General features: G+C 61.2%; 13 protein-coding genes. 9 read left to right on the forward strand and 4 right to left on the reverse strand.

Annotated elements, in window-relative coordinates; genetic code table 11:
- Window positions 1-50: 50 nt before the first annotated feature.
- Both VGY55_08635 and VGY55_08640 read right to left on the reverse strand, forming a co-directional pair.
- On the reverse strand, window positions 51-956 hold the full coding sequence (locus tag VGY55_08635) for an HlyD family efflux transporter periplasmic adaptor subunit (GenBank protein ID HEV2970043.1): 906 nt from the start codon (window positions 954-956) through the stop codon (window positions 51-53).
- An 8-nt stretch (window positions 957-964) separates the two neighbouring features.
- Window positions 965-3,043, reverse strand: coding sequence for a biotin/lipoyl-binding protein (locus tag VGY55_08640; GenBank protein ID HEV2970044.1), 2,079 nt, complete (start codon window positions 3,041-3,043; stop codon window positions 965-967).
- Window positions 3,044-3,318: 275 nt separating this feature from the next.
- On the opposite strand from VGY55_08640, the gene VGY55_08645 reads away from it, so the two are divergent.
- The 4 genes from VGY55_08645 to lysA all read left to right on the forward strand — a co-directional run bounded on the left by VGY55_08645 (window position 3,319) and on the right by lysA (window position 8,431).
- Entirely contained in the window at window positions 3,319-4,494 is a 1,176-nt protein-coding gene (locus tag VGY55_08645; GenBank protein ID HEV2970045.1) for an aminotransferase class V-fold PLP-dependent enzyme, read from the forward strand.
- Window positions 4,495-4,718: 224 nt separating this feature from the next.
- Entirely contained in the window at window positions 4,719-4,946 is a 228-nt protein-coding gene (gene infA, locus VGY55_08650) for a translation initiation factor IF-1 (protein ID HEV2970046.1), read from the forward strand.
- A gap of 409 nt (window positions 4,947-5,355) precedes the next feature.
- The gene (locus tag VGY55_08655; GenBank protein HEV2970047.1) at window positions 5,356-7,017 is read left to right on the forward strand and encodes a hypothetical protein; all 1,662 of its coding nucleotides are present in this window, start codon (window positions 5,356-5,358) and stop codon (window positions 7,015-7,017) included.
- Window positions 7,018-7,162: 145 nt separating this feature from the next.
- Window positions 7,163-8,431 (forward strand): diaminopimelate decarboxylase, encoded by a 1,269-nt coding sequence (lysA, locus tag VGY55_08660; GenBank protein HEV2970048.1) that lies wholly within the window; start codon window positions 7,163-7,165, stop codon window positions 8,429-8,431.
- Between the two features lie 131 nt (window positions 8,432-8,562).
- Here the strand turns inward: lysA and VGY55_08665 are convergent, their stop codons facing one another.
- Together VGY55_08665 and rsmG are read right to left on the reverse strand one after the other, a co-directional pair.
- Window positions 8,563-9,822 (reverse strand): hypothetical protein, encoded by a 1,260-nt coding sequence (locus tag VGY55_08665; protein ID HEV2970049.1) that lies wholly within the window; start codon window positions 9,820-9,822, stop codon window positions 8,563-8,565.
- 156 nt (window positions 9,823-9,978) lie between these two features.
- Window positions 9,979-10,635 (reverse strand): 16S rRNA (guanine(527)-N(7))-methyltransferase RsmG, encoded by a 657-nt coding sequence (rsmG, locus tag VGY55_08670; GenBank protein HEV2970050.1) that lies wholly within the window; start codon window positions 10,633-10,635, stop codon window positions 9,979-9,981.
- A gap of 178 nt (window positions 10,636-10,813) precedes the next feature.
- Here rsmG and VGY55_08675 point away from each other — a divergent pair, with 178 nt between their 5' ends.
- From VGY55_08675 to VGY55_08695, 5 genes are all read left to right on the forward strand, one after another.
- Complete coding sequence (locus VGY55_08675) at window positions 10,814-11,455, forward strand: sigma-70 family RNA polymerase sigma factor (protein HEV2970051.1); 642 nt, start codon at window positions 10,814-10,816, stop codon at window positions 11,453-11,455.
- A 115-nt stretch (window positions 11,456-11,570) separates the two neighbouring features.
- Window positions 11,571-12,122 carry a DUF1643 domain-containing protein gene (locus VGY55_08680; GenBank protein HEV2970052.1) on the forward strand — a complete coding sequence of 184 codons (552 nt, stop codon included), beginning with the start codon at window positions 11,571-11,573 and terminating at the stop codon, window positions 12,120-12,122.
- Window positions 12,123-12,240: 118 nt separating this feature from the next.
- The gene (locus VGY55_08685; protein HEV2970053.1) at window positions 12,241-12,471 is read left to right on the forward strand and encodes a DUF433 domain-containing protein; all 231 of its coding nucleotides are present in this window, start codon (window positions 12,241-12,243) and stop codon (window positions 12,469-12,471) included.
- Window positions 12,468-12,836 carry a DUF5615 family PIN-like protein gene (locus tag VGY55_08690; protein ID HEV2970054.1) on the forward strand — a complete coding sequence of 123 codons (369 nt, stop codon included), beginning with the start codon at window positions 12,468-12,470 and terminating at the stop codon, window positions 12,834-12,836. The genes VGY55_08685 and VGY55_08690 overlap by 4 nt, the downstream gene beginning before the upstream one ends.
- Window positions 12,837-12,922: 86 nt before the next feature.
- Window positions 12,923-14,575, forward strand: coding sequence for a serine/threonine-protein kinase (locus VGY55_08695; GenBank protein ID HEV2970055.1), 1,653 nt, complete (start codon window positions 12,923-12,925; stop codon window positions 14,573-14,575).
- Window positions 14,576-14,723: the final 148 nt, after the last annotated feature.

Below are 14,723 nucleotides of genomic sequence, written 5' to 3' on the forward strand. Positions count from 1 at the left end.
CCGAGGTCAAACGGAGGGGAGCGCGTCCCCGAATACCGAGCCCCGAGTTCCTATTTCGTGTCGATCGTCATGGTCGCGGTCGCGCCTGGGCGAAGGAGCCAAAGGTCGGTGCGGCCCGGGACGAGGCGGTTATCGACCTCGGCCCACACGCGATAATCGCCCCCCGCTTCAACGAGCGGGCTGACGAAGACAACCTTCCCGGTGAACTGCTCCGGCTGGATTTTATGAGCCAGCTTGATCGAGACAACCACATTGCGATCAAGTATGTCTTGTGGCGAATACACCGCGGAGTTTAAAAAGCCCTCGATGCGGAGCCGGTCCATTCGCAAGATGCGCATGACCGGGTCGCCCGGCTTGACCCATTCGCCCTCGTGCTGGGGAACCTCGACGACGACGCCATCGAGCGGCGACTTGATCTTGCGATGGGCGATTCCTTCATCGGCGGCGGTGACTTCGGCGGCCTTGGCTTTGGCCGTGTCCTCGGCGATCTTTTGCTCGAGTTCGGCTTGCTGGATCTGAAATCCAGCCCGCTGATAGTCCAATTCCAGCCGCTTCACCTCCACCAACGGAACGGAATTCTTGACCTTGTCGTAGGCTTCCTTGTTTTTCTGCCAGGTGTAATAGGCCACGCCCTCCGCGGCCCTTGCATACTTAATATCGACGTCGCTCGTCGCCTTTTTGCTGGCGGCGTCGAGTTCGCCTTGCGCCTTATCTTTTTCCGCCTTAGGAATGATGTCGTCCATCTGCACGAGCAATTGTCCCTTGGTCACTGCGTCCCCTCTCTTGGCCTTGAGACTGACGATAACCCCCGCCTCTTGCGAAGGGACTTGGGCCTCTTCGATCAACGAGACGAGGCAGTTTTTCAACGTCGGCGGTTCTTCGGCCGCGGCAGGCAACCGCCCCGACGACGTAGCGAGCCCCAGGGCAGCCGACAGGATGGCAAATCCGATTCGCATATGAATCCTCAAAACAGCGGGAACAGAATTCTCTTTTGAACGAACGAAATCACATCGTGGAACCAGCAGTAGCCGATCGAAGCGGTGCCGCAATCGACCTTCACGTTGACCGAAGCTCCCTGACGCAGCTCGAGCGCGTCGTGCTGCAACTTGTCGACGGTCACTTTGAGAAGCACTACATTGCCCTCTTCACCTTGCACGTGCGCGGAGCGCTCGATCTCGAAGACCTTGCCGTAGTGCCGGGTGCCGGTTTCCGTGGCGAGGATATAAGAGGCGTCGAGCCGGGGATCAACCTCATTGCCGGATTCAGCCTTTTCTTGCGCCGCCTTCTCTTTCTTATCCTTTTCCGCTTTGGCCACGAACCCCATCCGATCTTCCGGCATCAGCACGTCGAGTTCCCATTCTTTATCCGGATTGGACACGGTCAGGAGCAACTGCCCCATCTCGACCGGGCGGCTGAGCAATTTTTCCCGAATCTGCCAGGTAACGACCTGACCATTGATCGGACTGCGGATTACCAATTTGTCCAACTCTTCGCGTAGCAGCTTGAGCTGGGCCTCGTAGCTCGATTCTTGCTCACGGAATTGCATGGCCTCGCTCTTGAGCCGCTCCTGTTCTTCAAGCGAAAGACGGCTGCGGGCCGCTTCTTGAAGCAACCGCTCCTTGGCGGCCGATTGCGATCGGGCGGCGTTGCGCTTCCCTTCCGTGTCTACCAACTTCACATCGAGATCGTTGTTGCGCAATTTGATCAGCGGTTGATCTTTTTTGACCATATCGCCGTGCTGGACGAGAATCTCATCGACGTCGCCCGCCACTTCGGCAAACACGTCGCGCTTGTCCACCGGCTCGAGCGTCCCCTTCCCCGAAAGCTGGAACTTCATCGGGATAACGAACAGCGCCACGAGCAGCACCAGGACGGCGCCGCCGATCGAGAGCGTCTTCGGCAGCGTGCGGGCTTGCACCAACCACCGCGATTTGCCGATCGCTCGCCAGACCGGCATCAGGAAGAGTTCATTGTGCTCGCGGGCGTTGGAGAGAGCCAGCGCGCTGTGGTCGGTCACGACGTCGATCCGCCGCCGCATGCTCTCGGTCAGATTATCTTCGGTGATCTGCTCGATCACCAGCGCGCCGAGAAACTCGGGCGGTTCGTTCTCGTCGTCCTTGTCGCCGCGCGGCCGTTCGAGCGGCAGCACGGCCACCATCTTGGAATGCGATTCGTCGGCATAAGTTTCGACCGACTCTTCGATCTGCGGCGGGAGGTTCGAGGTGTCGCCGCTATACCAAAGGTCTTCGCCCCCCGCGACGACGATCGACGCCAGCTTGCCAAGCAGCGTGACCGTGTTCGAGCGGTTGTCGAGCAGTTCCTGCCCGCTGATCGCCTCGACGCGGCAACGATTACCGCGCTTCAGCGCGACGCTCACTCGGTCGCAGCCGATGAGCCGCCGCCCTTCGTTGGCGATCGTGTAGGCCGTCCGCCGCGGATCGAGCCCTTCGTGAACGAGCCGAGTGAACTGCTCGAGCTGCGACCACATGATCTGCCGGTCGGCGAACGACCGCAGCCGGCGGGTCTTGAGAAAGTCGCCGGCCAAATCGCACATCTGCATCAGAAACCGCAGATAGCCGCGCTCGACCGTCGGCCGGCCGCCGGCCCGCTGAAAGACTTCGACGATCCCCTGCACTTCCTGGTCGCTCTTGAGCGCGCCGAGCACGAGCAGGAATTCGGTCGGGTTGGCGGCCTCGCCATTTTCGCCATCGCCGGAGTGCGGTTGCACGAGCAGCCCTTGCCCGTCGGCCGCCACTTTGTGGAGCAAGCGGCCGTGGCGCAGTTGATCGTCTTCGTTGTCTCCGAGCCGCGCTTGCTGGAGATTCATCTGATAGGCGAGCTTCAGACCGCCCCCCTCGTCGAGCGTCCAAATCGCGCCGCCGATCGCGGCCAGCGCCGTCACCACCCGCGTGAGAAACCCTTCATAAAACTCGCCGGGCGACATTTCAGAGCGCGAGAGCCCCTCGATCTCATGAACCAGCGTGCGAAGCTGCTGCCGCGTCTGGTCGATCAACTCGGGATCAAAGGAGGAGGCAGAACTCATAAGGGCGATCGAGGCTCGTCGAGCCGAAGAGAAAATCGTGCAAGCTAGGAGGGTGGAGTTTCCTGGCCGGAACCGGCAAGTCTTAAGCCAACCCTACCTTGAACTTAAGCCCAGTCGGGCCTTTTTTCGGGCGTCTGCCGACGATGCACCCGGAGATCCGTTAAAATTGGGTCGAACGTTACCTCATCGTCCGGCCGCTGGCAGCTTCCTTAAATTGAACGATACCGCCGTCGAATTGCAACCCTATCGGCGCTTTATCAGTCACCGGAGCCAACATGACAGACCGAGTTGACGACATTTGCCCCCGTCCCGCTAAACTGCCTACGCAACCAACCGAGCCGTTGGTTGAGCCGATTTATCCGAGTTCGGTCTACCGCTGCGCTGACCCGGCGCAGGCCGCCGCCATGCTTGCGGGCGAAGCACTTGGCCACGTCTACCGCCGCGACGGCCATCCCAATTCCGAACTGCTCGCGGAGAAATGCCGTCAATTGCACGGCGCCCCGCAGGCGGCGATCGCGGCCTCCGGGATGGGCGCGCTGGCCCTGGCCCTCGTCTCGCAGTGCCAGCAAGGGGATCATATCGTCGTCGGCAATCAGCTTTATGGCCGTAGCTTTCTATTGCTCTGCGACGAAGCGCGGCGGCTGGGAATCGCGACGACCGTCGTCGACACGTGCGATCTCGAAGCTACGGCAGCCGCAATCATTCCGGCGACTAAGCTGCTCGTCGTCGAAACGATCACCAATCCACTGCTGCGCGTCTCGGATATTCGCGGCCTCGCCGAAATTGCCCATCGCCGCGGGGCGTTGCTCCTGGTCGATAATACGCTGGCTTCGCCGCTACTCTGCCGGCCGCTTGAATTCGGCGCCGATCTGGTGCTGGAGAGTCTCACAAAGATCATGAACGGCCACAGCGATGTGCTGCTCGGCTTGCTCTGCGGTCGCGAAGAGGTCTGGCAGCGGGTGCCGACTACGCTTTCCACTTGGGGCTGGAGCGCCGCGCCGCTCGATTGCTGGCTCGCCGCTCGCGGGCTCGGCACGCTGCACCTGCGGGCGGAGCGGGCCTCGGCCAACGCGCTCGCCGCGGCTCGATTTCTCGCCGCCCGCCGTGAAGTCGAGATCGTCTACTATCCAGGACTCGCCGAGCACCATGACCACGAGTTGGCCACGCGGCAGCTCGGCGGCCGGTATGGCTCGTTGGTAACATTCACGCTGCATGGCGGCACGGAGGCGGCGGCGCGTTTCATTTCCGCGGCACGCCGCATCCCGTTCTGCCCATCGCTCGGGGAACTTTCGACGACCCTCACCCATCCCGAATCCACGAGCCATCGCGCGATGACCCCAACGGCACGCGAATCGCTCGGCATCAAAGGGGGCACGATCCGCCTCTCGGTCGGCGTGGAGTCGAGCGAGTTCGTTATCGAAGCGCTGATCGAAGCGCTGGCCGCGGGATAGCGTATTCGTAGCCGACGCTGCCAGCGTCGGTCACGCGGATGCTGGCAGCATCCGCCACGCCTCAGCTTTACAAGAAGAAATGCAAATGATAGGATAACATTCACTTATGAATGGTCGGCGCGGTTCGTGGCAATCCTTGCAGGGCCGCCCGCAGTTCTCATTTGGAACCTCTCGCAAAACTGCCTCGGCGGTTTTGCGAGAGGTTCCAACACCCGGAGATGCCTATGGCGCAGAAAGAAAAAGAAGAAGCGTTGGAGGTTGAGGGCACGGTGCAGCAAGCGCTGGCCAACACGCGGTTTCGCGTGCAAATCGAAGGGGGCCACATCGTGACCGCCCACGTCGCCGGACGGATGCGAAAAAACTTCATCCGCATCGTGCCGGGAGACAAAGTCAAAGTCGAACTCTCTCCCTACGATCTCACGAAGGGGCGCATCACGTTCCGAGAACGTTGAGGGCTGCCTAGCTATCGTGGACGGCGCGGGACAGCGCCATAATCTTGCGAAATGCGCGGCGCTTGCTTTATGCGCCCATGGAGCGCAATTCATCGGAGTTCCGATGCGTGAATTCCGCGGCCAAGGGACGCCAAAAGGCCCAGAATTCTTCCGAATTCGGTTACGGAAATCGCGACGTTCCTCGCCGCTTGCCGCGGCGTAACCTACGCTTGTGCAAACAGTCGGCGACCGGCCGGCCCCCTCAGGGGTGGATGCGGCGGCTCGGGGTTTCTGCCAAATTCGGAATCCTTAAAACCTTGCCGTCGCGGCGAGGGTATTAGTTTTCGGCGTTCCAGCGGCGCGTTGTCGGCAGTCGTATGATCGCCGGCCGCCGCTTTAGATTCCCAATTTTTGTCGAGGAGTTTCCATCGTGCGAAAAACATTGCTCTCTTTGTTGGCGGTGGCGTTGATGTTGACTGGCGCCGCCCGCTTGTCCGCCCAGGATAAGCCCGTCGCGATTCTGTCCGTGGCCAGTTACGACACGTTGCAGGCGGACCTGAAATTCGTCGGTCAATTGGCCGACGCCCCCGATCTCGATAAGAGCCTCGACGGAATCATCGCCCTGGTGACGCGCGGCCAAGGTCTCAAGGGCCTCGACAAATCCAAGCCGCTCGGCCTGGCGGTGTTCATGGACGGGCAGACCCCCAAGGGCTTCGCGTTTCTGCCGATCGCCGATCTGAAAGGATTCTTGGCGCTGTTTCCCCAGGTGAACGTGCAAGACAGCGACGGCACGCTCGAGATTCAAGGCCCCAACGGCCCGCCGGGCTACGCCACGCAGAAGGGAAGCTGGGCGTTCATCAGCAACGACAAGGACACGCTGAAATCCGCTCCCGCCGATCCAGAGAAACTGCTCGGCGATCTGAGCAAGGACTATGCGATCGCGGTGCAATTCAACGTGCAGAACGTGCCCGCTGATCTGCGCGAGAACGCCACTCAGATCTTCCGAGCGGGCGTCGAAGTCGGCTTGCAGCAGAAGCCGGGCGAGGACGACATCGCCTATGAGTTCCGCAAGAAGATGGCCCAAGCCCAACTCAAGCAGATGGAGACTTTGATCAAGGACCTCGATCAGTTCACGATCGGCTGGGCCATCGATCCGTCGGCGAAGACCACGAATCTCGATATCAGCTTGACCGCGGTTGCCACTTCGCCGATTGCCAAGCAGTTCGCCGAGATGGCGAATGTGAAGTCGGATTTCGGCGGGTTCCTGCTTCCGGACGCGGCAATAACGCTTAATGTCTGCTCGAAGTTCGATCAGGCCGACGCCGATCAAGCGATTGCCCTGATCCAGACTGCACGGACGAAGGCCAACGAAAGCATCGAGAACGACAGCACGATTCCGAACGAGGAAGGGAAGAAGCAGGCCAAGGAAGTCGTCAGCCAATTGCTCGACGTGGCGGAACACACTGTCAAGTCTGGTAAGCTCGACGGGGGCGCCGCCTTGACGATGGAGCCGAACGCGCTTTCATTCGCGGCCGGTGGATTTGTCAAGGATGGCCCGTCATTGGAAGCAGCCATCAAGAAGCTGGTGGCCCTCGGGGCGGCCGACCCGAACTTCCCCGTCGTGAAGTTCGATATTGAAAACCATAACGGGATCAAGATGCACAGCCTCGCGATTCCGATGAACGACGACAACGCCAAGAAAGTCTTCGGCGATACGATGGATGTCTACATCGGCATCGGCGCCGAGAGCGCCTACGTCGCCTTCGGCAAGAACAGCCTGACGCTGCTCAAGTCGATCATCGACAAGCCGGCCGCCACGGGCCAAAAGAACTATCCGTTCCAGCTCAACGTGGCGCTCACGCCCATCTTGGAGTTCATCAACTCTACGAATCCAAATCCGGGCGCGATGATGGCAGCGCAACTGTTATCGGCCACTCCAGGCAAGGACCACATCCGACTCACCGCCAGCGTGATCACCAACGGCGTGAACTACCGGATTTCGGCGGAGGAAGGCGTGCTCAAAGCGATCGGCGCCGGAGCGAAGATGGCCAGCGGCATGGCCGGCGGCGGCGGCAGGCGGCCCGGGCGGTAGTCGCGCGGAAGTCGCCACTTTTATCACCGAGCGCGGCACCGGCGGGAAACCTCGCCGGCGCCGCTTTTTTTGCGCGCCTGCCTGCGCAGCACATCGTATCGAACCACTTCTCTTCGCTGCGGGTTTGCGGTACGGTTGTGACTATATGCCTTCCTTCCCGACCATTCGCACTGAAATCGCCGGCGTTCCGGTTGCCGACCTGGCGCGGCAATTCGGCACGCCGACTTACATCTACGATTCCGCCAAGATCGTCGAGCGGATCAATGACTTGCGGCAGTTCGACACCATTCGCTATGCCCAAAAGGCTTGCTCGAATCTGGCGATCCTCGACTTGGTGCTCCGCCAGGGGGCGCTCGTCGATGCCGTGAGCGCTGGGGAAATCCGCCGGGCGCTCTCCGCCGGCTTCCAACCGCATGGCAATCCTCCGCCGCTGGTCTACACGGCCGACCTCTTCGATCGCGAGACGCTCGATCTGGTAGTCGAACTGGGGCTGCACGTCAACTGCGGCTCTCCCGACATGATCGACCAACTCGGTGCGCGCGCTCCCGGCAGCCGAATCACGCTGCGGATCAACCCCGGCTTCGGCCACGGACATAGCCAGAAGACGAACACCGGCGGCGAGCAATCCAAGCACGGCATCTGGCACGAAGAGCTGACTGACTGCCTGCGCCGGGCCGATCGATATGGCTTGGAGATTGCTGGGCTGCACATGCACATCGGATCGGGGACTGATCTCGAACATCTGCGGCACGTTTGCGAAGCGATGGAGCGCATGGCCCGCGAAGTGGGCCGCTCGCTGACCACGATCAGCGCCGGCGGCGGCTTACCGGTCCCTTATCGCGAGACGCAGTCGTACGTTGATCTCGATGCCTATTTCCAACTCTGGGACCAAGTCCGCTGCCGGCTGGCGGAAGCGTTCGGCCACTCGCTGACGCTGGAGATCGAACCGGGGCGGTATCTGGTGGCGGAATCAGGTTATCTCTTGACCGAGATTCGCGCGATCAAGCGGATGGGAGACAACACTTTCTATCTTGTCGACGCGGGCTTCAACAATCTGGCTCGGCCCATCCTGTACGGGGCGTATCATCCGATGTCGATCGTCCCCGCAAAAGGGAACGGTAGCGATCGGGCGCTGCGCGATGTGGTGGTCGGCGGGCCACTTTGTGAATCGGGCGACATCTTCACGCAGGAGGAAGGGGGTTTCGTCTCGACGCGCGAGCTGCCGGCCGCAGAGGTCGGGGAATGGCTCGTGATGGAGGTCGCCGGTGCGTACGGCTTCGTGATGGGCTCGAACTACAATTCAAAGCCGCTCGCCGCTGAATTGCTCATCACCGACGGCATGCCGCATTTAGTCCGCTCGCGCCAGACTTTCGAGGACCTCATCCGCGGCGAAACGATCCCACAGCGGGAATGACGAATGTCGAATGACGAATGTCTAAAGAAGTCCGAATGACTAATATCTAAGAGCAAGTGCAACGCAAAGTCCATTCGACATTCGGCCTTCGTCATTTTTTAGACATTCGTCATTAGTCCTTCGTCATTGGCCTATTTCCCCGCCATCGCCGCCGCCAAGATCCGCGAGGTGCTTTCGCGCATGATCCGCGGGTCAACCTGCTTGCCTTCCAGCAACGTCTTGCGGACGTCCTTGCCGGAGATGAAGACGGGCTTTTCGTCCTTGTGGTTGTCCATCAGATCGACCCGGCCGGACGAATCGTAATAGGCAGCGAAGCCCACTTTGACCGGCTGAATCTTCAAGTCCCCCTTCAGCTTGCCGAAAATCTCCTGGGCGTCGAAATCGCCCCAGATCGCCGTGCCGTCGTGATATGGGGCGTCGGCATGTTTGCGGCCGATCACAATGTCGGTGAAGCCGAAATTCTGGCGATAGATCGAGTGCATAATGGCTTCCTTCGGCCCGCCATAAAACATCTTGATATCCAGCCCGAGCAGGATCACACGATCGGGGACGGATTCGCCGCGCGGTCCCCATAGCGACTGGTCACTATCCCCTTCGCCTAAACCGCGTTGCTCGATGAGCGCTTCGTAGGTGTGCATCCGCACATCGGCGTCCACGTCGTCTCCCTTGGTCTCGCCGATGAGCGGGTTGAGGCAGGCGCCGGCGTTGTGCCCCGCCCGCAGCAGCGTTTCGAGACCATAGACGAGCGCATATTCGTGCGCGCGATGCAGCGGATTGCGGGTCTGAAAGGCGACGACCCGATTCCAGCCCTTGCTGGCCAGCAGTTTGCGGACCTCGCGCGGCGAGAGGACGTATTTGCCGAACTTGGGATGCTTCGGCTGCGGCAGCACGCGGATCGTGCCGCCGAGCAGATGCGTCTTGTCGGCATCTCCCTTGAGCACCATGTCCGCGCCCGGATGATCCGTGCGCTCGGTGAGATAGACGCTCTTGATGTACTTGGGCTTGTCCCAAGGAAAGATGTCGTTGATCTCCAGCGCCGCGACAACGGCCCCGGCCGAATTCACCAGCGCCACGCGCTGGCCGACCTTGAGCTGCGCCGCGAGTTCTTTCGTCACCGGCAAGGCCAACGGGATCGTCCAGGCATAGAGCTTCCCTTCGTGCTCGATGACCGATTCATCGAGCACCCGATTGTAAGTGGCGGAATTCATCGGGCCGGTCAGCGGGCTGAGCGCCCCGTCGCCAAATCGATAGACGGTCGAAAGATCGGCGTCGGAGACCGGCACCTTGGGCAGCCCAGCCGCTTCGGCTTGAAATCGCCCGATTTCCTCGGCAGCGACAGTGCGACTCAACGGTTCCTTCAAACCACCATGCGGGGGAATCAGATCGGCCATAGTTCAATACCTCGTTGGTCAGTGTAGTAGGCACACTCCGTGCGCCGTAACCGCGAACGGCACACGGAGTGTGCCTGCTACTTAGTCTGCGACTATGAAGTGGATCAGTATAGGAAAACCCTTCCGGCCGAACAACCGTGGGTCACGCCCACGCAATCATTCCCGCGGCCGTATCTCCAGAATCACGCTCTCCGAGTCCGTGCCGGCCAGCGGATACGCCGCGAGCTTGCTCAGCCGCAATCCTTGCATCAACCGCCGCTCGCGGGCGGCGGCCCGCTCATCGACCCACGATGGTCCCTTGATCAACAGCAAGCGCGAGAATGAATCCCAATGGGGATTGAACCAGGTCAGCAGCTTCGCCATCGGCGCCACGGCACGGACGACCAGTGTGTCGAACTCTCCGTCGTCCAAGAGATTCTGCGCCGGCGCATGGCGCACCGCGATCGTCAGTCCGGCCTCTTTAACGATGGCGTCCAGCGCCCTGGCCTTCTTAGCGACCGAATCAGAAAGCGTCACGGCGAGATCGGGGCGGATCACGGCCAGCAAAACGCCCGGCAGACCGCCGCCGCTCCCCACGTCGAGCACCCGGTCGCCGGACTCCAGAAACGGCTCCAATTTAACGGCGTCGATCACGTCACGGCGGACGAACTTTTCATAGTCGGTGTGCCGCGTCAGGTTCAGCCGCTCGTTCCAATCCCAGAGTCGTAGGCAGAAGCGATCGAGCTGCGCGATTTGATCCTCCGGCAGTTCGATCCCATGCCGCGCCAGCGCGGCGGTGAGCGTGTCGGCGGCAGGATCGGAGGGGAAAGGCATCGACGGTTCGAAGTCAAAGCCGACGTCCGTTAGCCCCGTGGCTTGCCACGGGATGGAATCGCCGAACGTCGTAATGTAGCAGGCACACTCCGTGTGCCGTCCGCCCGTTGCGGCACACGGAGTGTGCCTACTACGTTAGCAGTCGCCGCCGCGCCCCGTCGAGGATAAACTGATTACCATGTGGCCGCAATCGCACGAAACGCAAAAGCTGCTCTCCGACGCTCGGGCCGGAGATGCCGAGGCGGTCAACCGTCTCCTGGAGCGGCATCGAGCGGCGCTGCGACGGATGATCGACCTGCGAATGGATCACCTCGTGCAGCGGCGCGTCGATGCCAGCGACATTGTGCAGGACGTGCTGATCGAGGCCCATCGCCGACTGCAAGACTATCTTGAAGACCCGGTCATGCCGTTTCATCTCTGGCTGCGCCACATGGCCCGGGATCGACTGATTGACGCCCATCGGCGGCACCGGGTGGCGGCGCGGCGCAGCGTCGACCGCGAGCAGCCGCTGGTGGCCGCCGCCTTCCTCGACCGTTCGACGCTCGATCTGGCCGGCGAGCTGAAAGACCCCGAACTCACCCCGGCCGCCGCCGCGACCTGGCATGAGCTACAAATCCGCTTCCAACAAGCGATCGACACGATGGACGAACAAGACCGCGAGGTCGTGCTCCTGCGCCACTTCGAGCATCTCTCGAACGGCGATGTCGCCGAAGTCCTCGGCCTCAGCGAACCCGCCGCCGGCATGCGCTACCTCCGCGCGATGCGCCGGCTGCGCGTGAAGCTACAGGCACCGAAAGATGAACAGGCGGACGACAAATGAAAGGTGGCTTGTTGAAGGGGTTTTCGATCGATGGAACTAGCGGTGGACTGCCCGTCGCGGAACTCTACATTTCGATCGCGGAAATACGTCAGATGAGATGATGGCGAAGCCAACTATGCGATACCACTTGCGATTAAAGGAGTTTGCCGCTCAGCGTGACCTTGAAGTAGAAGAGGAAGGGTCCGATCTCTCAATTTACTCGCACTGCAAGCGTTATCGGTACGCATTCGCTAGGACGTGGTTGGCAAAGGGGCCCGTGATGCTTTGGGTGATGATCAATCCCGGCACTGGTGACACTGAGAAGCGGCGGCGACCGACCCTCGAGAGATGTATCAACTTCACGCGCTCGTGGGTCTCCGATCCAGCCGGGATAATGCTCGCCAATTTATTTGCCGTTAGGACCAAGAAGGCGAATGGACTCCGCAGCATTCAGGATCGAGATCGAGTCGGACAGCACAACTATGACACGTTGGACCTGTTGAGCAAAATCGTTAAACCTAAATGCACGATCTTCGCCTGGGGCAATTGGGGTGCGCGATACCCGCTGCCGGTCGCGGTGATTCGATTGTTCCGCGAGCCGCAATGCTTAGGCTTAGCGGCGAAGGATCAGCCGTGTCATCCGCTTCCAGTGCCAGGCAAAACCACCCCGGTGCCATACCTGCTCTAATAGAGTATTTCGCGGTATACTTTGATCGAGCGGGCGCGCCGCAGAGCTTAAATAAGCCGGCTTTGTGTTGAACCTCCACTTGGCGTTCAGCATGAAATACAATTTACGGAGTTTTCCCATGAAAGAGTTGACTCGCATTACCCTCGATCCGGCCGTCATGGGTGGCAAGGCATGCATCCGCGGCTTGCGGGTCACCGTTGGAACAGTCGTCGGGATGCTGGCGGCGGGACGGTCGCGGAGCGAAATCCTCACGGCATACCCCTATCTAGAGCCTGAAGACATCGACGAAGCACTGGCGTATGCGGCTTGGCGCGTCGAGGAGCGAGAGGTCCCGCTGGCTACCGCATGAGCATCAAAATCGTGATCGACATGAATCTGTCTCCCGATTGGGCGCCAGTGCTTGAGCATCACGGTTGGCCGGCGGTCCATTGGTCCAAGGTAGGCGATCCGCGAGCCATTGACCGGGTCATCATGGACTGGGCGACCGCGAATGACTACGTCGTGTTTACTCACGACCTGGATTTCGGCACGATTCTGGCCCTGACTCACGCGCAGGGGCCAAGTGTGCTTCAAGTTCGGGCCGAAGATGTGTTGCCGGACCATCTGGAAGGCGTAGTGGTCGCAGCTCTCAAACAGCACGATGCCGACTTGGCTTCGGGCGCTCTCGTCGTAGTCGACGAACGAAAATGCCGAGTTCGCGTCTTGCCCATTTGATGGCGCATCCATGCCCACGCCGACCTGCTGACGCAGGTGCCCGCATGGGTATGGCGCCCAATTCAGCCCAAAATCCAATTCGACTGATGTCGCTCACTACCGATCAACATGACGAAAAGCTGGCTCGCGTGCTGAATGAACTTGCCGACGCGCAGCGGGCGGGGCGGGCGCCGAGTTTGGAGGAGGCGGCGCGGGAGCATCCCGATTTGGCCGATGAGCTGCGCGATCTGTGGGGCGCGGTGATGGTGGCGGATGCGGTCGCCTCGCATGCTTCCGTGGCCGCGACCAAATCTGCGGCTTCGTCGGCCGAGCCGGCGCCGCTTTTGGAATTGCCGGCGCGGCTGGGCGACTACGAGCTGCTCGAAGAGATCGGCCGCGGCGGGATGGGGATCGTTTATCGCGCGCGGCAGATCAGCTTGGATCGGATCGTGGCCGTGAAAATGATCCTGCGGGGAACTCTCGCCTCGCTGGATGATCTGGCCCGCTTTCGGGCCGAGGCGGAAGCGGCCGCGCGGCTCGATCATCCCAATATCGTGCCGGTCTATGAAGTCGGCGAGATCGAAGGGCAGCCCTATTTCAGCATGAAGTTCGTCGCCGGCACGACGCTCGCCCGGCGGCTGGCCGAGGGGCCGCTCGTGCCGCGCGAGGCAGCCGCGATCATGCTGCCGGTCGCCCGAGCGATCCACTTCGCCCATCGGCAAGGGCTGTTGCATCGCGACCTCAAGCCCTCGAACATCCTGATCGACGAAGAGGGGCAGCCGCACATCACCGATTTCGGCCTGGCCAAGCGAATCACCGACAACACCGGGCTCACGCACACCGGAGCGATCATCGGCACGCCGAGTTACATGGCCCCCGAGCAGGTCGGCGGCAACCGTGGCGAGATTGGGCCGACGAGCGACGTCTACAGCCTCGGCTCGATCCTATATCAGATGCTCACTGGCCGGCCGCCGTTTCAGGCCGCCTCCCCGGTCGATACGCTGCTGATGGTGCTCGAGCAAGACCCAGTGCCGCCGCGGCTGTTGAACGTCAAGGCCGATCGCGACCTGGAAATGATCTCGCTCAAGTGCCTGCAAAAGCCGCCGGACTTGCGCTACCCCTCGGCCGACGCGCTGGCCCACGATCTGACGGCCTATCTGGCGGGCGACCCGGTCTCCGCCCGCAGCGGCGGCGTGATGCAGGTCATGTCGCGGCTGTTCCGCGAGACGCACCATGCCCCGATTCTCGAAAACTGGGGCCTGCTCTGGATGTGGCACAGCGTGGTGCTATTCGGCCTCTGCCTGGCGACGAACTTGCTATCGTGGGAGGGCGTCACGAACCGCTGGCTGTATCTCTGGGTTTGGGCCGGCGGGCTGGCCGTCTGGGCGCCGATCTTCTGGTGGCTGCGAAGGCGCTCCGGGCCGGTCACGTTCATCGAGCGGCAGATCGCGCATCTTTGGGGCGCGGCAGTGATCGCCAGCGTGCTGTTGTTCATCATCGAATGGATGCTCGACCTGCCGGCGCTCAAGCTATCGCCGGTGCTCGGCCTGCTAGCGGGGATGGTCTTCTTCGTGAAAGCTGGCATCCTGGACGGGGCGTTTTACTTTCAAGCCGCCGCGCTGTTCTTGACGGCCGGCGTGATGACAATTTGGCCGCAATTTGGCGACACGATCTTCGGCCTCGTCTCCGCCGCCTGCTTCTTCATCCCCGGCTGGAAGTATTACCGGCAGCGGCGACGGGGAATGACGAATGCCGAATGACGAATGTCTAATGAATGACGAAGCACTAATGTCGAAGATCCGCCGCGGCTGGACGAATCGCAAGCGGTAATGGCGATAAATTCGTCATTCGTGCTTCGTCATTCTTTCGTCATTTTGTCATTCGCCATTAGACATTCTCCCGCCCTCT

The sequence above is a fragment of the Pirellulales bacterium genome (assembly GCA_035939775.1).
Classification (GTDB): domain Bacteria; phylum Planctomycetota; class Planctomycetia; order Pirellulales; family DATAWG01; genus DASZFO01.